The organism is Pseudomonas sp. 43mfcvi1.1 (assembly GCF_900115935.1).
GTDB lineage: Bacteria > Pseudomonadota > Gammaproteobacteria > Pseudomonadales > Pseudomonadaceae > Aquipseudomonas > Aquipseudomonas bijieensis.
In genome coordinates, this window is the sequence record NZ_UETT01000002.1 from 519,063 (window position 1) to 541,720 (window position 22,658).

Consider the following 22,658-nt stretch of genomic DNA (forward strand, 5'->3'; position numbering starts at 1 on the left):
TTGTTCGGAGTGGGTTTGAGTCATGTTGTCCCCGGGGTCCATGGAGGACCTTAATTAAATAAGGAATATATCTATGAGTGTTAAGTTTGATTCGGTTTTAACCTTGGCTGATCGTCTTGATCGGCTGAATAGTTATGAAATCATGCCGGAAAATTTAGTTGTTTCTTCGCGCACTGTTGCAATCAATCCTGTCGGGTATAAAGCGGCTGTGGAAAAGCCGGATCGCGCTTCGATTGTCGGGGAAAGTATCCTGGCATTCGTCTCGGGAATGACTGAGCAAAATCAGGCGGATATCCAGCATTCCTATCTGTATGCATCGTTGGCGGCGAACAGGGCGTATCCACGGGAAGATCAAGGTAGAGAGTGGTATCAATTCTTTCTGCAAGTCATGCAAGACTGCGGCTGGACGATCCTGCAACGCTATTACGACACAGTCGCGGCGTCGGGCAGGAGCTTCAAGATGGATCAACTGGTGTTGAGGATCCTGGGTTCGGCCGTGGCTGCCGCCGCTGTTCCTGGGCCAACGTCGGCACTGATGCTTAAAGTGGCAGGTGACGCAATAGCTGCGCTGCAAAGCAGTGACAAGCCACTTCAACTCTTTGATCAAAATATCAGGGAGACCGGTGCGGGTGGTTTTGGTGTGGCGACCTGCCACGAAACCCCACACGGTGAAGTCATCATGGCATTGGGGGCCGTGCGTTTCATTAATCGGACGAATCAGACCAAAGTCCTGTTTGTGAATTGGGACAGCAGTTCGGTCGATCTGTATCGCGGCGAATGTCATATGACCATGGTGCCGTCAATTATTAATCGTACCCGAGCCACCATCATTGCAAGGTTGGGTGATCGTGCGCAGAAAAAGATCGAAGACTACGAGATTTAATCTCGTTTGATCTTTTGGCGACTACACAGTGGTCGCCATCCATTAGCGAATCAGGTAACTATAATGAGTGATCATTGTTCGGTTTTTATCAACGCCGGGGCTGTTGTCTTGTTATCAGCGGATATGCTGGAGCAGGAGAAGTGCGATGTAATGAATTCGGTATTGTTTGCGCAGCTGGTAGCCGACAAGAAGTATCCGGCTCTTACGTCACTGGATGAATGGTACGGGGCATATCGGGAAGTCTTACAGACGGGTTGGTTGCAGAAGGCGGTAGCGTGGGACAACTTTACACTCGATGCTTCTTCGACATGCACCATGATGACTTGGGTGGAAAAACGACTGGGTACATATGTTGACCAAACTAAAGTGACTGAATTCACGCGCCTGTTGAATCGTGTCGCTCAATTGCCCTGCACCTTGCCGGCCATTGAACGATTGTGCAAGCGGGTTCAAGGCACCAGATCCCCGGAGCCTGCGTGCAGGGTCAGGCTGCAAGTCATCCTGGCCCAGCGGGGGCCTGTGCTGAACAGTGTTTGCGTGGAGTTTGAGACTGGGCACATTACGACCAATCCTCTTGGGTCGCTTTTTTCCACCGGTCCTGTACCGGGTGATATTCAACTGCGCTGCTTCCAGGCGAACTTGTCCGATGCGCTCTATGCGCCCGTTCGCGATGCCATTATCAAGAAGCTGGGGGATAAGGCCGCCAAGAACATCATCGATATTTCCGACGCGGTCGAGCCTGAGGTAACGGGGGCTGTGTCTTTATGAATGACATGGGGGGGCGATCGACCGATGGGCAGTTGCTTCGCCACAGCGGCACACCGGCGGCTGCCGTGGTGGGCGGGAGTATCGTGTCATTCGATGAGGGGCTGTCCTTCCAGGATCGGGAGGATATCTACCTGAGCAACCTGTACGCGCAATTGGCAACACGTTCGGCCTACAAGGACGGTTTGGTCGGCAACTGGTTCGACTATTACAAGAATAAACTCAGGTATCTGGGATGGGATTCGGCGCGTCCTGTCAGTGCCGGGCGGGCGGGGCAGGGATTGATGGTTGATAGCGTTTCGCGGCAAATATCCCGGTCATTCGATGAACGTTTTTCCCGGCAGGCGAGCCAGGCGTTAGGAACCCTGAGGCGTAATCCCGATGCGCTCGAGGTATTCGAAAGGACAAGCCTGCTGCGTGACACGGGATGCTTCCAGGTGATCCCTTGCACGTCCAAGTCTTCCGGGAGAATAGAAATAGGCCTCTACCACAAGCAGTTCCGCACCCGCAGAACGGTCTCGAGATTTCTGTTCTGGCCGATAGAGGACGTGGTGGAAAGCAGCCAGGAGGAAATGGCGGTCATTACATTCAGCACGCTGCACTACGCAACGTTCAGAGAAAAAGTCGCCGCCGCGGTGATGAGCGAGACAGTCCGCCATCTGCATGCGTTGGAACTTTGAACAGAGCGGCGGGGCCCGCTGACAGCCATGTCGCCGCCTAGGATGTGTGCGCCGCCGACCTGTTCTGCTGATCACGCTGGGCCACCCAGTGCTCGATCAGCTCGCGCAATTGCGACAGCTCCACCGGCTTGGCCATGTGCCCGTCCATTCCGGCCTGGCGGGCGCGTTCCTTGTGTTCGGCCAGGATATGCGCGGTGAGCGCCACGACGGGGGTGCGGGTCCGCTGGTTGCCCATCTCCCAGGCGCGCAATTGCTGGGTGGCGGAAAACCCGTCGAGGATCGGCATTTCACAGTCCATCAGGACCAGGTCGTAGCGTTGTTCCTTCATGGCCTTGAGGGCTTCTTCGCCGTTGCTGGCGGTGTCGGGTTGCAGGTTGAGCTTACCGAGCATGCCGCGAATGACCTTGGTGGAAATGCTGTTGTCCTCGGCCACCAGGATGCGGAAATCGCTCGGTACCTTCACCGGCATGGGCGGACCGGCATTCACCTGTACATTCGTCGCCTGGCCCCTGTTGCGCTGGTTCAGCTCATCCGCCAGGGTAGTCTTGAGGGTATAACCGGCCACCGGTTTGGCGAGGATGCGCTTGACTCCGCTGTTGCGCGCCACGATCTTGCTCGGTGCGTTGCTGATACCGGTGAGCATGATCAACAGGATGTCGTGGTTAAGGCTCGGGTCTTCCTTGATCTTGGCCGCCAGTTGCATGCCGGTCATGCCCGGCATGTTCTGGTCCAGCAGCACCACGTCGAAATAATCGCGCAGGTGGGCCTTGGTACGCAGCAGCGCCAGGGCTTCCTTGCCCGATGGCACCGCGCTGACATTCAGGCCCCAGGCGCTGCACTGTTGCACCAGCACTTTGCGGCAGGTGTCGTTGTCGTCGACGATCAACACGCGCGCTCCTTGCAGCGGGCCATCGAGGTCGGAAGTCGGATGTTCGAGGCGATCCGGGTCCAGGGGCAGGGTCAGCCATAAGGTACTGCCCTGGTTGCTGCCGCTTTTGATGCCGAATTCCCCGTGCATCAGGATGATCAACTGGCGGGCGATGACCAGGCCCAGGTTACCCCCCAGGCGCGTGGCCGAAAGGAAATTCTTGCTGTGCAGCTCGGCGTGCATCAGCGTGTCGCGCTCTTCAGCGTCCATCGGTGTCCCACTGTCCTGCACGGCGATGCGCAGGCGCGGCTGATTGCTGCGCTCGTCGAGGGCGACGACGATCAGCACTTCGCCCTCGTCAGTCTTCTTCAGGGCGTTTTCCAACAGGCTCAGCAGCGCCTGGCGCAGCCGTGTCGGGTCACCACTGATCACTCGCGGCACCTGGGGCTGGATGAAACTGATCAGCTCGACATTCTGCTGTTCGGCCTTGGCGCGGAAGATACTCAGGCAATCCTCGATCAGTGCATTGAGGTCGAACTGCACGTCGTCCAGCTCGATTTGCCCGGATTCGAGCCGGGAAATGTCGAGGATCTCGTTGATCAGGGTCAGCAGTTCATTGCCGGCGCTGTGGATCGTCTGTACGTAGTCGCGCTGCTTGACCGACAACGGCGTGCCCAGCAGCAGCTCGGTCATGCCCAGCACGCCGTTCATCGGGGTGCGGATCTCGTGGCTGATCTTGGCCAGGAACTCGGCCTTGGCATTGATTTCGGCATTGCTCGCCGCGAGGTCGCGGCTGATGCTGAACCGGCTTTCGTTGATCGAGCGTTGGCGCTCGCCCAGGGCGACACTCATCAACAGGCCGCTGATGCAGATGAAGATCAACAGGGTGATGATCAAGCCCTGGGGAGGAACTTCCGTGAGCCCTTGCAGCGCCGGAAGGATGATCAGCGTGCCCAGGTTGAAGACCACCATGGCCGCGACGAACAGCCGGGCCGGGCGGTAGCCCTTTTGCCAGTGCCAGGCGCTGACGAACAGCATGCTCAGGCCGGCCAGGGCCACCAGGGTATAAGTCATGATGTTGAGCGGCAGCGTGTTGACGAACAACAGCAGCAGGCAGCACAGCATGACGAACACAATGTCCCCCAGCAGCAGCCGGTTCAATGGGTGCGGTCCCAGGGGAGCGAAGAAGCGGTAGGCGAACATCAGGCCGCAGGGCGCCGTCAGCAGCAAGGCCAGGTAGGCTCCTGGCGTCTGGACCGCAGGCCAGTCAGGCAACCAGGGCCCGGCCAGGTTCAGCAGCAACGCGAGGCTGAGCATCAGCAGCCCTTCACAGGCTGCCAGCCACAGGCAACTGCGTGAGCGAGTGTAGGCATAGCGGGTGAGGTTGTGCAGGATCAGCATGGCGATGCAGCCGAACAGCAACCCGTAGATCAGCGTCTGGTTCTGATCGGCCGCCGCCACGACCGCCGATTGCAAGGTCACGTAGGGGCGCAGTTCATGGCGCGAGGCCAGTCGCAGGTAGACGTCCAGTGATTTGTCGCTGCGCGGCAGGGGCAGCATGAAGTCGCTGCTGGGGACCGCGGGTTCGGTGTGCGGCGTGGCATTGCCGCTGACTTGTTGGTCAACCAGGGTGTCGCCGTCCAGCACATAGAGGTTCAGGCGTGACAGGTCGGGCGCGAAGATGCGCAGGATCTGTTCGTGTCTGTCGGGGGCCAGGCGGAAACGCAGCCACAATGCTCCGCCGGGCTCGGCGGCCTTGAGGCGATCCAGGTCGATGGGGCTGAATTGATTGGTGTAGCGGGCAGAACGGATGTCGCTCAGCGTCAGGTCGCCCTGTTCGTCGAGCAATACCGCCCAGCCACTGCCTGGCGCGGCCTGGGCCGGGAGCATGCAGAGCAGCGTCAGCAGGGTGACGGTAAGGCCTATGGCAATCCTGAGCCAGCGCACGGCGAAATCCCTTCGTAGGTTGATGCCAGATTATAACTATGCGCGGCGCCGGAACAGTCAGGCAAGGGCCGTAGACCCTTGCCTGGCTGAATGGCTGGGTTATTCCAGATTTTCGCCACGCTCGCGGGCAATGGCGCGGTAGCCAATGTCCTTGCGGTAGAAACAACCTTCCCAGTCGATCTCGGCGGCAAGCTTGTAGGCCTGCTGCTGAGCTTCGTCGACACTGGCGCCCATGGCGGTGGCGCAAAGCACACGACCGCCGGCGGTGACCACGTGTCCATCCTTCAACGCTGTGCCTGCATGGAAGACCTTGCCTTCCAACCGGGCCGCGGCGTCCAGGCCCAAGATCGCGCTACCTTTGGCATAGTCGCCCGGGTAACCGCCGGCCGCCAATACGACACCGACGCTTGGGCGTGGATCCCACTGGGCTTCCACTTTGTCCAGTGCCTGGGCCAGTGCGGCCTCGACCAGCAGGACCAGGCTCGATTGCAGGCGCAGCATCACCGGCTGGGTCTCAGGATCGCCGAAACGGCAGTTGAATTCGATGACTTTTGGGTTACCAGCCTTGTCGATCATCAGGCCAGCATAGAGGAAACCGGTGTAGACATTACCTTCCTCGGCCATGCCGCGCACGGTCGGCCAGATCACCTGGTCCATGACCCGTTGGTGCACTTGGGCGGTCACCACCGGGGCCGGGGAGTAGGCGCCCATGCCACCGGTGTTCGGGCCGCTGTCGCCATCGCCGACGCGCTTGTGGTCCTGGCTGGTAGCCATTGGCAGGACGTTCTTGCCATCGACCATGACGATGAAGCTGGCTTCCTCGCCGTCGAGGAACTCTTCGATCACCACGCGCGAACCGGCGTCACCGAAGGCATTGCCGGCCAGCATGTCGCGCACGGCGTCTTCGGCTTCGGCCAGGGTCATGGCGACGATCACGCCTTTACCGGCCGCCAGGCCGTCGGCCTTGATCACGATCGGTGCGCCTTTCTCGCGCAGGTACGCCAGGGCCGGTTCGATTTCGGTGAAGTTCTGGTAGTCGGCGGTCGGGATCTTGTGACGCGCCAGGAAGTCCTTGGTGAACGCTTTCGAGCCTTCCAGTTGCGCGGCACCGGCGGTCGGACCGAAGCAGTCCAGGCCACGGGAGCGGAACAGATCGACCACGCCGGCGACCAGTGGCACTTCCGGGCCGACGATGGTCAGCGAGACGTTTTTCTCGGCGAAATCGGCCAGTTGTTCCAGGGCCAGCACGTCGATGGCGACGTTTTCACACTTGGCTTCAATGGCGGTGCCGGCATTGCCCGGTGCCACGAAGACCTTCTGCACACGCGGATCCTGAGCCACTTTCCAGGCCAGGGCGTGTTCGCGGCCACCGCTGCCAATGATCAAAACATTCATTTCAAAAACCTCGGATGACGCTGATTCTGTTGAGCACCACAGAGATGCTTTTCTGTGGGAGCGAGTTTGTGTGGGAGCTGGGCTTGTGTGGGAGCAAGGCTTGCCCGCGATAGCATCACCTCGGTTTGCCTGATGGACCGAGTTGCCTGCATCGCGGGCAAGCCTTGCTCCCACAGAGCCTTGCTCCCACACAAATCCAGCTCCCACATTGATCGATGTTAGTGACGGAAGTGGCGCATGCCGGTGAATACCATGGCAATGCCTGCTTCATCAGCAGCAGCGATCACTTCGCTGTCACGCATCGAACCACCCGGCTGGATCACCGCGGTGATGCCGACCTTGGCCGCATTGTCGATGCCGTCGCGGAACGGGAAGAACGCATCGGAGGCCATGACCGCGCCTTGTACCTGCAAACCGGCGTGCTCGGCCTTGATGGCGGCGATGCGGGCCGAGTTCACGCGGCTCATCTGGCCGGCGCCAACGCCGATGGTCTGGCGGTTCTTGGCGTAGACGATGGCATTGGACTTGACGTACTTGGCGACTTTCCAGGCGAAGATCAGGTCGTTGATTTCCTGCTCGCTCGGGGCGCGCTTGGTCACCACTTTCAGGTCTTCGCTGCCGATCATGCCGATGTCGCGGCTCTGGACCAGCAGGCCGCCGTTGACGCGCTTGTAGTCCCAGGCCGGCGCACGGTCGGCCGACCATTGGCCGCAAGCCAGCAGGCGCACATTGGCCTTGGCGGCGACGATGGCGCGGGCTTCTTCGCTGACCGAAGGGGCGATGATCACTTCGACGAACTGGCGCTCGACGATGGCCTTGGCGGTCGCGGCGTCCAGTTCACGGTTGAAGGCGATGATGCCGCCGAAAGCCGATTCGGTGTCGGTGGCGTAGGCCAGTTCGTAGGCCTGGCGGATGCCGCCCTCGGCGTCCGGGCTTACGGCCACGCCGCACGGGTTGGCGTGCTTGACGATCACGCAGGCCGGCTTGACGAAGCTCTTCACGCACTCCAGCGCGGCGTCGGTGTCGGCCACGTTGTTGAACGACAGTTCCTTGCCTTGCAGTTGGGTGGCGGTGGCAATGCCGACTTCGGCTGGCTTGGCTTCCACGTAGAACGCCGCGCTCTGGTGCGGGTTCTCACCGTAGCGCATTTCCTGGGCCTTGATGAACTGGGTGTTGAAGGTGCGTGGGAATTCACTGCGGCCTTCTGTGCTCAGGGTTTCAGCGGCCTGGTTCACGGTGCCCATGTAGTTGGCGATCATGCCGTCGTAGGCGGCGGTGTGTTCGAAGGCCTTGAGCATCAGGTCGAAACGCTGGGCATAGGTCAGGCCACCGGCCTTGAGGTTTTCCAGCACGCCGGCGTAGTCGCTGGCGTTGACCACGATGGCCACGTCCTTGTGGTTCTTGGCTGCCGAGCGGACCATGGTCGGGCCACCGATGTCGATGTTTTCGATGGCGGTCGGCAGGTCGCAACCAGGCTTGCTGATGGTGGCTTCGAACGGGTAGAGGTTGACGGCCACCAGGTCGATCGGCTTGATGCCGTGTTCGTTCATGATTGCATCGTCGATGCCGCGACGACCGAGGATCCCGCCATGGATTTTCGGGTGCAGGGTCTTGACCCGACCGTCCATCATTTCCGCAAAACCGGTGTAGTCCGCGACTTCCACTGCGGCAACGCCATTGTCCTGCAGCAGCTTGAAGGTCCCGCCGGTGGAGAGAATCTCGACGCCCAGCTGTTGCAGCTCGCGGGCGAATTCGAGGATCCCGGTCTTGTCGGAGACGCTGATCAAGGCGCGGCGGATCGGCAGGCGGGTGGTCTGGTCGGTCATTTCAATTTCCATCAAAAGCAAGGGAAGTCAGCAAAAAAGGCGACCGTTTTTTACACGGGCGCCTTTCTGGTTTGATTGAATGCTTACAGCAGATCGTACTGCTTGAGTTTCTTGCGCAGGGTGCCGCGGTTCAGGCCCAGCAGCTCACTGGCTTTGGTCTGGTTGCCCTTGACGTAGTTCATCACGCTTTCGAGCAAAGGCGCCTCGACTTCGGAAAGCACCAGGTTGTACACATCCGTGACGGCAGCGCCCTCAAGGTGGGCGAAATAATTGTGCAGCGCCTTCTCGACACTCCCGCGAAGGGTCTGGCCTTCTTCGCTGGGCGTATTGAGGTGCTGTTTCAAATTCACGTTGTCGCTCACGGGTGTTGTTCCACTCACTAAAGTCTCGGTCATCATCGTCATGCGGCCACCCCTTCGTCCCCTGTCAGGCTCTTGTAACGCTCAGCGAAGAACGCCTGAACGTCGGCGCATTGTGCTTGCGTACCATCCAAACGATTGAAACGGGCGCGAAACTCCCTGGCGCCCGGCAGGGTTGCGAGATACCAGCCCACATGCTTGCGAGCGATGCGTACGCCCATGACTTCTCCGTAGAAGGCATGGAGCGCGGCCAGATGCTCTAGCAGAATACGTTCCACCTCGGCCAACTGCGGCGCCGCGAGCTTTTCCCCGGTGCGCAGGTAGTGTTCGATCTCACGAAAAATCCATGGCCGCCCTTGGGCGGCCCGACCGATCAACAGGCCATCGGCACCGGTCGCGTCCAGCACGTACCGGGCCTTCTCGGGCGAGTCGACGTCGCCATTGGCAAAGACCGGAATCGACACCGCCTGCTTGATCGCGGCGATGGTGTCGTACTCGGCCTCGCCCGTATACAGGTCGGCACGGGTGCGGCCGTGGACCGCCAGCGCCGTGATGCCTGCCTGTTCGGCGATCTTCGCCACCGTCAGGCCGTTCTTGTTCTCCCGGTCCCATCCGGTGCGAATCTTCAGGGTCACCGGCACATCGACTGCGGCGACGACCGCCTGCAGGATCTCGGTGACCAGGGCTTCATCCTTCAACAGTGCCGAGCCTGCGGCCTTGTTGCAGACCTTCTTTGCCGGGCAGCCCATGTTGATATCGATGATCTGCGCGCCCAACGCCACATTGGCCCGGGCCGCCTCCGCCAGCATCTGTGCATCGCCACCGGCGATCTGTACCGAGCGCGGCTCGGGATCGCCTTCGTGGATCATGCGCAGACGCGATTTGCGGGTGTTCCACAAACTCATGTCGCTGGTGACCATTTCCGAAACCACAAGACCTGCGCCCAAGCGTTTGCACAGCTGACGAAAGGGCTGGTCGGTGACGCCCGCCATAGGGGCGAGAACCAGGCCGTTCTGCAATGTATATGGGCCGATGCGTACCGCCGACATAGGACTTCCCTGAAGTGGGGCCGGATCATGAGAGTTCGAAAAAGGGTTGGCATGATACCCGCTCTCGATGACTGGATAAAGGTCGAATTGGATAAAATCTGAACAGCTATTTTGTTATCGCCAGCGGTTTGGTCTGGGTGGGGTGAGTCAGAAAGCTGCCGTCAATCGACCGACCCGCGCCGGCTTCATTCGGGAGAATGGAAGCTCAGGCTGTAGTTCACCGCTTTGGGACCAGGGTCCAGGATATCCAGCGCGATGTGGATGGGCGTCTGCGGCGGCATTTCGCCGCGCCCCTCGAGATCGCCACCCAGGTATTCCCCTGGCTTGAAGCGGCGACTGGCGATCAGGTGCCCGTTGAGGTCGGCAAAACGCAGTTCCAGCAGCGGAAAAGGCTGGGAGAAGGGCGCACGGTTATAGATGATCGCGTCCACCACCAGGGCGCCGCTGAATTCCGGATGGCTGCGCACCACCAGGTTGCTGCTCTTGATCTTGGCGATGTCGACTTTGGATGGCACGTCGCAGCCGATGGTCGGACAGATTTGCAGGAACCATGGGCGGTACTGGTCCTGGCGGGCCAACTCCTCGAAATGGTAGGCAATGTACTGACCGCCCAGGGCCGCGGCGGCGAGCAGCACCAACAGGCCCCACAGCAGGCGGCGGCCCCAGGGCGAGCGGCGTTTGCGCCAGTCCAGTTGCAGTGGGTCGTCGTCCAGGTCGTGGAGCGCCTCGGCACGTATCCCGGGTTCCTGGCGTTCGCGTGACTTGCGCAACGGTGCCGGTTGCTCGGGTTCGTCGTCGTGGTCGTCGGTGGCGGACAGGCGCTCGAGGTGTTCGTCGGGCTCGTCGTCTGGCGCCAGGTGGAGCGGGGCGACAGGTTCGTCGTCCGGTTCCAGTGGTTCAAGGGCCAGGGACAAGGACGGCTCGGTACGCGGTGGACGCACCGGTTCGTGGGGTTCGAACGGTTCGAACGGGGTATCGAGGACAGTTTCGACGCGCTCGCTCGGGGTTTCGCTGTACAGGCTGTCGGGCCAGGCTTGCTGCTCGCTGGAGAGCGAGTCGCGTTGCGCGCTCAGGTTGTCTTCCCGGCGCCGGCCGGTATTTCCCGGGGCGCGATTGTCGCGTCGTTCCAGGCGCGCCAGTTCCTTGTCCAGGTCATCCAGATCCAGCTCGGCGGCGCTCCATTGTTTCTGGCTGATCGCCCGGGGCGGGGCTTCGACGGCAGGCTTGGCGGGCGGCGCGACGGCAGGAGCCGCTTGCTTGGCAGTGCGTTGTTCCAGCAACTGTCGTGCGGCATTGAATACCTGCAGGCACGAGCCGCAACGAACCACCCCGCGGGCCACGCTCAATTGAGCATGGCTGACGCGAAAACGGGTGTGGCAATGCGGGCACTGGGTGACGAAGCTGTCAGTCATGCGGCAATCCGGTGGATACAGGCGGTCATTCTAGCGCCGACGTCCGGTGATGCGCACCCAGCCATCGCGATTGGCGATCGGGTCCAGGTCAAAGTCCGCGGCATAAGCGCCAGCGACTTCTTCGCCCTGTTCGGCGAGGATGCCCGACAGCGCCAGGCGTCCGCCCGGCTTGACCAGGCTCGACAGCTGCGGCGCCAGGGACACCAGTGGGCCGGCCAGGATGTTGGCAACCAATACGTCAGCCTGGACCGCTGGCAAGTCTTGCGGCAGGTACAGCGGGAACTGCGCCTCGGCAATATTGTTGCGTCCGGCGTTGTCGCGGGAGGCTTCCAGGGCCTGGACGTCGATGTCGGTGCCGATCGCTTCCCTGGCGCCCAGCAGGAGCGCGGCAATCGCCAGGATCCCCGAGCCACAGCCGAAGTCGAGCACGTCGCAGCCCTTGAGGTCCTGGCCGTCGAGCCATTCCAGGCACAGTGCGGTGGTCGGGTGTGTGCCGGTGCCGAACGCCAGGCCCGGGTCCAGCAGCAGGTTGACCGCGTCCGGCTCCGGTGCGGCGTGCCAGCTCGGAACGATCCACAGGCGCTGGCCGAAACGCATCGGCTGGAAGTTGTCCATCCAGCTGCGTTCCCAATCCTGGTCCTCGATCACTTCGCTGTGATGCTCGGGCAGCGGGCTGCCGGTGAGCAGTTCGAGGTGGGCCAGCACGCTGGCCGCTTCTGTACCGCCTTCGAACAGGGCCAGCAGGTGGGTGTGGGACCACAGCGGGGTGGTATTGAGCTCTGGCTCGAAGATCGGCTGGTCTTCGGCGTCCATGAAGGTTACCGATACGGCGCCTACTTCAAGAAACGCGTCTTCGTAGGTTTCGGCTTGTTCCGGGCTGATGGCCAGACGTACTTGCAGCCAAGGCATGGCGGGCACCTTTGGAAAAAATCTACAGGGGGACAGCACGGGGCTGCAAAGGCGCGCAGTGTACGCCAGGTCGCCGTCAAAGTGGATAAGCGAGTCATGCGCCGTCCAGCTTGGTGTTTCGATATATATATGTATGACATGGAGGAACTGGCGGGCAGATAAGGTGCGGGTCCACACAACAGGGAGGAATGTGATGGATAACACGGTCGAGCGACAAAGAAACGTGAGCGGCAGGGGGCCGATATCTTCCCCGCAGGCGGCAACGGCACAAGCGGTCCTGGAAACACTGACTCGCTGGCAGGCAGTCATCGACCCTCGACTGCAAGCCCAGATGAGCGTGCTGGAGGTGCTGGAGGAGTATCTGCTGGTCGAACTGCGCACCCATTATTACCAAGACAACATCGATCCGCACTTCATCGGCACCCTGCTCGATACGGTGTTGCAACGCATGATCGACCAGCAGCCGGTCATGCCCGACGAAGAGCAGGACGCACCTTACCGTTGGCCGGACGCGGCTGATCGAGGGATGCCGGTCGAGCGCCAGGAGGTCATCGCCCAGGTGGTGGAAAGCAGCGCTTCGGGTTTTATCAGCCACTACCGGGCCTATCTGCAACGGCATTGGGCAATGGCCGAGGGCGAAGCCGCTTTGATGGAGTTGATCGAGCAACGGCTCGAAGGTCACATGGCCGACGTCGTCATGATTTTCCAACCGGACGGACTGGCAGGCCTGGACGTTGATGAGCTACGGGGCCAGCTTGAAGAGCTCCAGGAGGGCTGGCGTCGGATGAGCGAGCCGGTCGCGTTGGCGAGCGCGTCGCAGCGTCAGAGTCTGCAAGCGCTCGCGCGTTCGCAGCTGCCTGACTGGTTGCGGGGGCTGGGCGAAGCTGACCGTAGGCAACTTGAGCTTTGCCAGGACCAGACCTTCCAGGCGCAGGTGCTGGTGGACGGGTTGCTTGAGGGCTTGGGGTCGTTGCGGGCGTTCGCTCGGCAGTTGGCCAAGGACTATGTCAGGCATGAGTTGGACATGGAGGTCGAACCTGACAGCATTCGGGTGCAATTGCAGTGGCGAAGTGTGATGGGCCAGCCAGTGCGCACCCATAGCCTGAGTGAGTTGCTGGCGGCCGGTCCGATCAGGCCGGACGCTGTTTCGGTGTTCCTGGTGGAAAACGGCGCAATGCTGCGCAACCAGCCGCTTACACCAGCATTCATGAGCCAAATGCTGGCGCAGGTCGATGCCCCGGCCGGGTACTTGCGGGCACTGGTGGACCGGTATGGCCGGAGCGATCTGAAAGACGCCATGCTCGATTGGTTCACGGCACGGTTGCAGCAAAGCGCATTCATTGCCCGCTGTGCAGGTCACCTGAAGCAGGCGAACCATGAGGCGGTCAAAGCCTTGTGGGAGAGCGAGGCCTCGGCGCAGGCCGCCAGCGTTTGGCGGGTCAGCTGCGTGGTGCTTGCGAACGCTATGCGCTGTGCCGATTTTCTCTTGTTCTATCGCCAGGACCTGCAAGGTGACCTGCTGCTGTATGCCCCCGACAAGCCGGATGGGCAGGAGTGGATCGAGTTGCCCTCGTTATGGGCCGTCAGCGTGGAGATGGGCGCATGGACCCGTAGCGAAGTCGGTCGCGAGTACTTGCTGCAGCGCCTCTTTCCAGTCGAACGGAGCGGGGCGCGGGAGTACTTTGCCAGCGTGGTGGACAAGCCGACGACTTGGGATTCGAGCAAGGATCCCCGGGGGGCGGTGAGCGGTTTCAGGGCTTGCCTGGAAGACCTCGTTGCGATGGGCCTGAACAACAATCTGGCACAGGTGGCGGCGGACGAATCGCCTCGCTGGTACGCCGCCTTGCCGCTTGATTCCCGGCGAAACATCAGCAGTCTGAGCCAGGAGCTCCTGGTTCATCAGGAGGTGCTCAGCCAGCAGATGGCAGGCTACGAAGCCTTTGTGGATTTCGCCAAGCGTATCGTCACGCAAGCCATTGCCCCTTATATGCGCAGCAAAGGTGTGCAGGGGCCCGTCGATCCCGAAACGGTGCTCATCGACTACAACCCGGGGTTGGCCGATGGCAAGACGAACGTCTCCAGCCTGCTGGAGCTGGCCATCTACGGCTATGACGACAACTCGGGCATCGACAATCCGCGAAAAGGCGTACGTTCATCGGTGGGACAGGATCTGAGGCAGGTCCGCAGTGCGGAGCTGGCGTCCTATCTTCGACGGGCGTACGTGGGTGAGCAGTATGCGCGGCAGATCCGTGCCCGGTTCCTCGACGCCCGTGCCGCTGAGTACATCTTGCGTCGTACCGCCTACCGTAACCTGGTGCTGACCCGGATGGACCGTGACCTGCGTGTCGCAACGGGTCAGTTCCAGTTGAGCGCGAACGAATTCTGGTGGCTCACTCGACAAGTCACCCTCCTGAGTGAAGCGGTGCCGGTGGTCGGCCCGGTGTATTCGGGGGCTGTCGTCCAGCGTGAGGGGGTGATCAGGTTTTCCGTCGGCGGTCATGTCGTGATGGGCGTCTACGTCTTCACCTACTTCGATCCGAAGGGCTCGTCTTGGTTGTATACGCCTGACGCTCCGGACGGTGTCACGTTTCGCCCGTACCGGGACTTTACCGGGAAAGTCGTCGCGCGCCTGCATGACTACGTGCTGGAGCGGGTCGGACTCGGCGCCCGTACGGCGGTCAGGCGTTCACTGGTGGCTCTGGCGGCGGCGAGCATCGGCGTCGATACGTTGCGCGAGTTCAATCGAGTGAGCGATATCCAGGCAGAGTTCGATGCTTACATCGAGCGGGCTGTCACCGATGTGGAAGACATCACCCAGAGCCGTGCCGAAGTGATCAGGCGACAGGTTATCAAGGGGCTGCTGTTTGCATCGGCACCGGTGTGCCTGGTTTACCCGCCCTTTGCTCTGTTGCTGGATGCGGCCGTGATCGCCGTCAGTGTCAAGCAGGCTGCGCAGGCGCATGGGCAGGGGAACACGGATCGCGCGCTGGGCCACTGGTTGATGGCCTCCTGGGGGGTACTGTTCGCCGCGCTGGGAGCAGGAACCATTGCTTCGTTACTGGGGCCGGCGGCCAGAAGCCTGAAGCTTGTCGTGAAGTCCATGTCCTTGTCCGGGCAGCGCTTGAAACGCATGACGCCGCTGATTGCCAAGGAAGCCGGACCGATCGTCCAACCCATACGCTTCAAGCCGAAACAGGCGGTCAGCAAAACCCCCGAGAATCTGGAGCGGGTGACCGAGGAGGGCATTTACCAGGGGACTTATCGCAGCCCATCCAGTGCATCGCAGCCGCTCAATACATATTTCATACGCAGCAGGGGCAAGTACTACCAGGTGAAGGAAGATTCTCGTTTCGGCGGCTTGTGCCTGGTGGACGCCAGTCGCCCCGGCGCTCTGTACAACCTGCCCATCCGCAGAATGGGAAATGGTCAGTGGGCGCACAACTCAGTCGGCTTGAAGGGGGGCAATGAGCAAACGCTTGTCCTTGGGCGAGTGAGCGATCTGCGGGAGGCGTTTCCCAGCCATGTCTTCCCGGATGTATCGAGGGGCGCGTTGCAAGGCGAGGCCGTGGTGGCAAGGTTCAGCGAGGCGGCGGCGGACAACTATCTGTTCTCGCTGAACGCGCAGACCTGTGTGATCGCTTCGTTGTACAACCCGACCACCCGGGTGGGGGCGGTGATTCATTTCGATCACAATATCCGCGCGCTCATCGAACGCAGTGTTCGCGACGTGATGCAACGCCTGGGGGGATCGGGCAAAGACATCCGCGCCACGCTGGTGGGGGGGGACTGGTTGACGGGGGTCGACATTGGCGGGCGAGTCCGCTCGGCGATGAGGCGCCAGGGTTTGCAGCCCACCTGGGATCACTGGTCGTACTCTTCCTGCTTCGGCAATACCTACGGCGTGTCACTGGAGCTGCGCAGTGGTGTCACTACGGTCTTCAAGACCTCACGCAGTCAAGTCGAGCGCTACTACATACCGGTGCTGGCGAGGGCGAAAAAGAGCACCGATCCCGTATCAGTACGTGCCCGTGGGTTCATGACGCGCTTGCGCAGCGAACCGTTGGTAGCCACTGCCAGCGGGGCCATCCGTACTCCGCAGGGCAGGGTCGCGACAGCGTCGCAGATCGAAGCGCAGGCGTTGCCTACGGTGGTGCTGAGCTGATTGGGTTCGCCGCCATCCCGCAAGGCCGGCAAAAAAAAGACCCCGGCCAATGGACCGGGGTCTTTTCTACATCACTTGAAGCATCAGTGCTGGTTGCCCAGCTTGTGTTCCAGGTAATGGATGTTGACGCCGCCTTTGCAGAAGCCTTCGTCACGTACGAGGTCGCGGTGCAGCGGGATGTTGGTCTTGATCCCGTCTACCACGATTTCGTCCAGGGCATTGCGCATGCGCGCCATGGCTTCGTCACGGGTCGCGCCGTAGGTGATCAGCTTGCCGATCAACGAGTCGTAGTTCGGTGGAACGGCATAACCGCTGTACAGGTGCGAGTCGACGCGAACGCCATTGCCGCCCGGGGCATGGAAGTGCTTGACCGTACCTGGGCTTGGCATGAAGGTTTTCGGGTCTTCGGCGTTGATCCGGCATTCCAGCGCGTGACCGCGGATGACCACGTCATCCTGGGTGAACGACAGCTTGTTGCCGGCGGCGATGCTGAGCATCTCCTTGACGATGTCGATACCGGTGACCATTTCCGAGACCGGGTGCTCCACCTGAACACGGGTGTTCATTTCGATGAAGTAGAAACGACCGTTCTCGTACAGGAACTCGAAGGTACCGGCGCCGCGATAGCCAATATCGATACAGGCCTTGACGCAACGTGCCAGGACTTCTTCGCGAGCCTGCTCGTCGATGCCCGGTGCCGGCGCTTCTTCGAGCACTTTCTGGTGACGGCGTTGCAGCGAGCAATCGCGGTCGCCCAGGTGGATCGCATGGCCCTGGCCGTCGGACAGCACCTGGACTTCGACGTGACGTGGGTTGGTCAGGAATTTTTCCAGGTAGACCATCGGGTTGCCGAACGCCGCGCCCGCTTCGGAGCGGGTCAGTTTCGCCGAGGAAATCAGGTCTTCTTCCTTGTGTACCACGCGCATGCCGCGACCACCGCCGCCGCCAGCGGCCTTGATGATCACCGGATAACCGACTTCGCGACCGATGCGCAGAGCGGTTTCTTCGTCTTCAGGCAGTGGGCCGTCGGAACCCGGAACGGTTGGAACGCCGGCGGCGATCATGGCGTGTTTGGCCGATACCTTGTCGCCCATCAGGCGGATGGTTTCGGCTTTCGGGCCAATGAAGGCGAAACCGGAATTTTCGACCTGTTCGGCGAAGTCGGCGTTTTCCGCCAGGAAGCCGTAGCCAGGGTGAATGGCGGTGGCGCCGGTCACTTCGGCAGCGGCGATGATCGCCGGGATGTGCAGGTAGGAGTGCGCAGCCGACGCCGGACCGATGCAGACGGATTCGTCCGCCAGGCCCAGGTGCATCAGTTCTTTGTCGGCCTTGGAGTAAACGGCGACGGTCTTGATGCCCATCTCTTTGCAGGCACGCAGAATCCGCAGGGCGATCTCACCGCGGTTAGCGATCAGAACTTTTTCCAACTTCGCAGTCATCAAAGGCTCTCCGCGGTTCAAACGATGGTGAACAGCGGTTGGTCGTACTCAACCGGCTGGCCGTCTTCGACGAGGATGGATTCGATCACACCGCTGGTTTCAGCTTCGATGTGGTTCATCATCTTCATGGCTTCGACGATGCACAGGGTGTCGCCTTTCTTCACGGTCTGGCCGACTTCAACGAAGGACGGCGAGGATGGCGAAGACTTGCGATAGAACGTGCCCACCATTGGCGAACGGGCGACAGTGCCGTTGAGCGCTGGTGCCGCAGGTGCGGCTGGCGCTGCGGCGGCAACCGGGGCGGCGGCTGGAGCGGGCGCGGCGGCTGGAGCCTGCATTGGGGCCGGTGCATAGAACTGCTGGGCCGGGGTCTTGCTGTGGCGGCTGATGCGTACGGACTCTTCGCCTTCCTTGATCTCAAGCTCGTCGATGCCGGACTCTTCCAGCAATTCGATCAATTTCTTAACTTTACGGATATCCATGAATCATCAACTCCCAAGGGTCGGTCAGGGGCGTTTAACGCTTGTTGTTCAAGCTGTTGCCGGTCTTTCAAGCTGCTCTAGGGCGGCCTCCAGGGCCAGTCGGTAACCACTGGCGCCGAGGCCGCAAATCACTCCCACTGCTACATCGGAGAAGTAGGAGTGATGACGGAAAGGTTCGCGTTTGTGCACGTTGGACAAATGCACTTCGATGAATGGGATGCTCACCGCCAGCAGCGCGTCACGTAATGCGACACTTGTGTGTGTAAAAGCTGCTGGATTGATCAAGATGAAATCCACGCCTTCGCCACGGGCGGCATGGATACGGTCGATCAATTCATATTCGGCGTTGCTTTGCAGATAGAGCAAATGATGGCCGGCGTTGCGGGCCCGCTGCTCAAGGTCCTGGTTGATCTGGGCCAGTGTCACGGCCCCGTAGACGCCCGGTTCACGGGTGCCCAGCAGGTTCAGGTTGGGTCCATGCAGGACCAATAGGGTCGCCATCTGCTGTTCCTTGTTATCTGTGAGCAGGTATCAGAACCTGGCGACTATGCCGCAAAGCCTTAATGACTGTCCAGTTCTCGGCAATAGCCAGCACGATGACCGATGTTTACGCGAAATTTGTGACCAACCTCCAAAATCCGGTCATCCCCGGTTTCGCCGGCCTGTCCTGAGCCCTGTGGGAGCGAGCCTGCTCACGAAGACGGCGGCACATTCAATATCGATGCACGCTGACCCACCGCAATCGCGAGCAGGCTCGCTCCCACAATGGATCTGTGCTGCTTAAACCCGAAACGCCTGCACCGCCGTGTGCAGCCGCCCGCCCAGCACCAGCAGGTTATCGCCCTGTTCCCGCCCTTGGCCGATGCGTAGCAGATTATCGCCACCCAATTGATGAATCCGCTCACTGTGATCGCGGATTTCGCTGACGGCGCCGCTTTGTTGGGCGGTGACGTCGGCGATACGTACCGCTGTGGCGGAGATGGTCTGGATGGCGCCGACGATTTCGTCCAGCGCGCCGTCGGCCGCCTGCGCCTGGTTGGCGGTGGCTTCGGCGTGTTCGACCTGGGCGCGCATGCCGTCCACCGATTGGCGCGCGGCCAGTTGCAGGCGGGCGATCAGTGTCTGGATTTCGGCGGTGGCGCCGGCCGTGCGTTGGGCCAGGGAGCGGACCTCCTCGGCTACTACCGCGAAGCCTCGGCCCATTTCCCCGGCGCGGGCCGCTTCGATGGCGGCGTTGAGGGCCAGCAGGTTGGTCTGGTCGGCAATCGAGCGAATCACCGTCAGCACGCCGCCGATGGTGGCCGATTCCTCGGCCAGTTGTTCGATCATCTGCGCGTTGTCCTGCACTTCCCCCACCAGTGCGTGCAGGCCCGTGAGGCTCAGGCCGATGACTTTCTGCCCTTGTTCCACCGCCTGCCCGGCATTGCGGCTGGCATCCGCGGCCTGGCTGGCATCGCCGGCCACTTGCTGGATCGTCGCTTCCAGTTCGCTGAGGGAATCACGGATCAGCGCCGTGTCGCCGGCCTGATCCTCGGCGCCGCTGTGTAGCTCGCCGCTCAACTCGGCCAGGGCCCGGCTGCTGCCGGCGACCTGTTCGGCGTTGACGCGGATGGTGCCCACCAGGTCCACCAGATAAGCGCGCAGACGATTGAGCGACGCTTCGATGTCTTGCAACTCGCGATTGCTGGCGCCGACATGGATATCGCGGCTGAAATCCCCTTCGGCCCAGGTCGACAGGGCCGGAGCGAGGTGCGTCAAGGTGCGGGCCAGGCGTCGCTGCAAGGTGTCGATGAGCAGCGCGATCAGCAGGATCAAGCCAATCATCACCCCTTGGATCAGGCGAACCTCGCCCTGGATCTGCCCATGCTGGGCCCGCACCGCCGGTTCCATGGCATCGATCGCCTGTTGCACGTCGGTGATTTTCAGATGCGTGGCGCTGCTCAGTTCGGTGCGTTTCTGGATCAGTTCGCGGGTGCGGGTCAATTCGGCGGGATAGCGACCCAGCAGGCTGTTGAGTTCGCGCTTGAGGGCGATGCCGGCATCTTCGGCAGCGGCTTTTTCCTGGGCCTCCAGGCCCATCAGCGCGGCGAAATCATCGCTGCCCGATTCACTGCTGGTAGTGACGCCCAGCAGTGGCAGGCTGTCGAGGCGTTCGGCCTCAAGGCGGATGCTCGCCAGTTCCCGCTCGACGTCGGCGGCCAATTCGCTGCGACCGCTGCTGACCAGTTTGTCCCGCGTGAGAGACAACCGGCCCAGGTGCTGTGAAGCGGCAAACAATGCGGGCAAGTAGGCAGGGGTGCCATTGGCGTATTGGGCCAGTTGGTCGAGGCTGGCACTCAGTTCGCGCTCGGCTTGCAACAATAAGGCTTGCGGATCGCCGGCCAGTTTGCCGGCGGCCAGTAGGTCGGTCTTGCTGAAACCGTCGAGGTTCGACAGGCTCGGGCGCAGGGTCTTGGCCAGTGCCGGGGGGAACTGATCGAGGTCTTTTTGCAGGGTCTCCAGGGCCTGGGTCGCCGCGCTCAGGCGCAAGGCGTCGCCGCTGGCCAGGTAGTCCTCGATGTTGCGCGCCACGTCGCCCTGGAATTGCCGCGACAGGCCCAGGTAGCGCTCCATCAGCAAGTAGGGTCGTTCCAGGGCGATCTGCGACCACCATAGCGTGGCCCCAAGACCCAGGCACACGGCAACGAGAAGAAGGGTATTGAGATTGGTCAGCAGCTTCAGGCGCATCAAGGGTCTACCAAGGGCAGAATCGTAAGTGCCTGAATTTATTGCGCTTGCGTTACAGGTTTATGACCGAATCGGTCGATTCCGATGAAAAGGTGGCACTTTGCTTTGATTGCCGGGCGCTCTGTACCCGATTGCGCCCGGCGTGCTTGGCGCGATACAGCGCTTCGTCCGCCTGGCTGGCCATCATCAGGCTGTCGGAGTCATCGCTCATCTCCACCACGCCGGCGCTGAAGGTGCACCACAAATCCTGGGGCTGGGCCGGATAGTGGATTTCGGCAAAGCGCTGGCGAATTTCATCCAGCACCTTGCAGGCGGCGTCGATATCGGTGTCGGGCATGACGATGGCGAATTCTTCGCCGCCGTAACGGCCGATGAAATCGGTCTTGCGCAGGCGCTGCTTGAGAAACAGCGCCAGGCTCTTGATCACCCGGTCGCCCATGGGATGGCCGTGGCTGTCATTGACTCGTTTGAAATGGTCGATGTCGAGCATGGCGAAGCTCAGGGGCTTGCCTTCGCGTCGAGCGCGGAAGCTGCAATCCTCGAGCAACTGGAGGATATGGGTGTGGTTGTACAGGCCGGTGAGGCTGTCGCGCACCATCCGCGCCTTGAGGTTGCGCGCCCGGGCGGCACGGTTGCGCACGGTAGTGATCAGGTGCCGGGGCTTGATCGGTTTGGTCAGGAAGTCGTCGCCGCCTTCGCTCATGGCGTCGAGTTGTTTGTCCAGGTCGTCTTCGGCGGACAGGTAGATGATCGGCACGCTGACATAACGGTCGTTATGGCGAATCACCTTGGCCAGCTCCGTGCCGGTGCAGGCCGGCATGTACATGTCGAGGATGATCAGGTCGGGCTGGAAGTCCGCCAGTTCGGCCATGGCCTGGATGGGTTCGATCAGCGTGCGAGTGATGATGCCGGCGCTGTTGAGCAAGCGTTCGGTGTGCATGGCCTGGGCGCGGGAGTCATCGATGATCAGCACTTTGTATGGATCGTACTGGGCGACGCAGGTCAGCACTTCGATCTTTTCCAGCAGGCTCGAGGCTTCGAGGGTGCCGGTGAGAAATTCCTGGCCACCGGCGCGCACCGCGGCCAGGCGTGTCGGCGTGTCGGTTTCCAACAGGCTGAAGAACAACAGTGGCAGCGGTTGTTCCAGGCCTTCCTGGGCTTCGGCGGCCAGTTTCAGGCCGGCGCCGGGGCCGCTGAAATCCACATCCATGACGATCGCTGCCGGCAGACGCTCGACCATCGCGGCCCGGAACGCCGCGACATTGTCCAGCGCCTGGGCGCTGAGGCCGAAGAACTCCAGCTGTTTGGCCAGGCGCTCGGCGCGGTCATGGTCCTGCAGCAACACGTAGATGGGTTTGCGCAGCGGTGGCAGGAGGGTTTGTTCGAGCTGGTCGCCGTGGCGCAGGCCGGTACGAGACAAGCGCTGCATCAAGCGGTTGATTTCGGTGATCAGGTGGCTGCTCAGGCGTCCGCGATTGGCGTCCACCGCTTGCAACGACTGGCTGATGCCTTGGGCCAGTTGGGAATGCTCGGGCTGTTCGAAGCGCTCGGCAAAGCGCAGCAAGCGCAGATTGGCCTCGCTGAGCTCCGCCAGGTCGGTGCTTGACCACTCAGTGCGTTGCAGGCGCTGCCAAATCTCCAGGATCTGACGAGCCTGATGAATTACCCGCTGGGCAAAGTGGTGCTTGAGGCGCTCACGGCTGGGGTCTTCTGGCTCGGTCATATCCTGACAACTAGTTAGGGTGCATGCTGAGG

Annotated in this window: 16 protein-coding genes; 4 read left to right on the plus strand and 12 right to left on the minus strand. The window is 61.4% G+C overall.

All coding sequences use genetic code 11. The features are described 5' to 3' along the window. Positions 1-73: 73 nt before the first annotated feature. The 3 genes from DTP52_RS05710 to DTP52_RS05720 all read left to right on the plus strand — a co-directional run bounded on the left by DTP52_RS05710 (position 74) and on the right by DTP52_RS05720 (position 2,328). Positions 74-883, plus strand: coding sequence for a hypothetical protein (locus tag DTP52_RS05710; RefSeq protein ID WP_109752238.1), 810 nt, complete (start codon positions 74-76; stop codon positions 881-883). Between the two features lie 63 nt (positions 884-946). Further along, positions 947-1,651, plus strand: a complete 705-nt coding sequence (locus tag DTP52_RS05715) for a hypothetical protein (RefSeq protein ID WP_109752240.1) — start codon at positions 947-949, stop codon at positions 1,649-1,651. Further along, entirely contained in the window at positions 1,648-2,328 is a 681-nt protein-coding gene (locus DTP52_RS05720; RefSeq protein WP_256594243.1) for a hypothetical protein, read from the plus strand. The genes DTP52_RS05715 and DTP52_RS05720 overlap by 4 nt, the downstream gene beginning before the upstream one ends. 37 nt (positions 2,329-2,365) lie before the next feature. Here DTP52_RS05720 and DTP52_RS05725 read toward each other — a convergent pair whose 3' ends face one another. The 7 genes from DTP52_RS05725 to prmA form a co-directional block, all read right to left on the minus strand. Continuing rightward, a complete protein-coding gene (locus DTP52_RS05725) occupies positions 2,366-5,143 on the minus strand; it encodes a hybrid sensor histidine kinase/response regulator (RefSeq protein ID WP_109752242.1) in 2,778 nt (925 codons plus the stop codon). A 99-nt stretch (positions 5,144-5,242) separates the two neighbouring features. Continuing rightward, entirely contained in the window at positions 5,243-6,538 is a 1,296-nt protein-coding gene (gene purD / locus DTP52_RS05730; protein ID WP_109752243.1) for a phosphoribosylamine--glycine ligase, read from the minus strand. Positions 6,539-6,756: 218 nt separating this feature from the next. Next, a complete protein-coding gene (gene purH / locus DTP52_RS05735; RefSeq protein WP_109752245.1) occupies positions 6,757-8,364 on the minus strand; it encodes a bifunctional phosphoribosylaminoimidazolecarboxamide formyltransferase/IMP cyclohydrolase in 1,608 nt (535 codons plus the stop codon). 83 nt (positions 8,365-8,447) lie between these two features. Beyond that, a complete protein-coding gene (gene fis / locus DTP52_RS05740) occupies positions 8,448-8,768 on the minus strand; it encodes a DNA-binding transcriptional regulator Fis (protein ID WP_003186237.1) in 321 nt (106 codons plus the stop codon). After that, entirely contained in the window at positions 8,765-9,772 is a 1,008-nt protein-coding gene (gene dusB, locus DTP52_RS05745) for a tRNA dihydrouridine synthase DusB (protein WP_109752247.1), read from the minus strand. The genes fis and dusB overlap by 4 nt, the downstream gene beginning before the upstream one ends. A gap of 185 nt (positions 9,773-9,957) precedes the next feature. Continuing rightward, positions 9,958-11,184 carry a DUF3426 domain-containing protein gene (locus tag DTP52_RS05750; RefSeq protein WP_109752249.1) on the minus strand — a complete coding sequence of 409 codons (1,227 nt, stop codon included), beginning with the start codon at positions 11,182-11,184 and terminating at the stop codon, positions 9,958-9,960. A gap of 30 nt (positions 11,185-11,214) precedes the next feature. After that, complete coding sequence (gene prmA, locus DTP52_RS05755; protein ID WP_109752251.1) at positions 11,215-12,093, minus strand: 50S ribosomal protein L11 methyltransferase; 879 nt, start codon at positions 12,091-12,093, stop codon at positions 11,215-11,217. 193 nt (positions 12,094-12,286) lie between these two features. On the opposite strand from prmA, the gene DTP52_RS05760 reads away from it, so the two are divergent. Further along, a complete protein-coding gene (locus DTP52_RS05760; protein WP_109752253.1) occupies positions 12,287-16,255 on the plus strand; it encodes a dermonecrotic toxin domain-containing protein in 3,969 nt (1,322 codons plus the stop codon). An 83-nt stretch (positions 16,256-16,338) separates the two neighbouring features. Here DTP52_RS05760 and accC read toward each other — a convergent pair whose 3' ends face one another. The 5 genes from accC to DTP52_RS05785 all read right to left on the minus strand — a co-directional run bounded on the left by accC (position 16,339) and on the right by DTP52_RS05785 (position 22,626). After that, the gene (accC, locus tag DTP52_RS05765; RefSeq protein ID WP_109752255.1) at positions 16,339-17,694 is read right to left on the minus strand and encodes an acetyl-CoA carboxylase biotin carboxylase subunit; all 1,356 of its coding nucleotides are present in this window, start codon (positions 17,692-17,694) and stop codon (positions 16,339-16,341) included. Positions 17,695-17,711: 17 nt separating this feature from the next. Then, a complete protein-coding gene (gene accB / locus DTP52_RS05770; protein ID WP_030138029.1) occupies positions 17,712-18,176 on the minus strand; it encodes an acetyl-CoA carboxylase biotin carboxyl carrier protein in 465 nt (154 codons plus the stop codon). 48 nt (positions 18,177-18,224) lie between these two features. After that, positions 18,225-18,677 carry a type II 3-dehydroquinate dehydratase gene (aroQ, locus tag DTP52_RS05775; protein ID WP_109752257.1) on the minus strand — a complete coding sequence of 151 codons (453 nt, stop codon included), beginning with the start codon at positions 18,675-18,677 and terminating at the stop codon, positions 18,225-18,227. Positions 18,678-18,956: 279 nt separating this feature from the next. Then, positions 18,957-19,505, minus strand: coding sequence for a methyl-accepting chemotaxis protein (locus tag DTP52_RS31535; RefSeq protein WP_370873795.1), 549 nt, complete (start codon positions 19,503-19,505; stop codon positions 18,957-18,959). A 1,450-nt stretch (positions 19,506-20,955) separates the two neighbouring features. Next, positions 20,956-22,626: a PleD family two-component system response regulator gene (locus DTP52_RS05785; protein WP_109752260.1), complete on the minus strand. Its 1,671-nt coding sequence runs from the start codon at positions 22,624-22,626 to the stop codon at positions 20,956-20,958. Between the last annotated feature and the right edge of the window lie 32 nt (positions 22,627-22,658).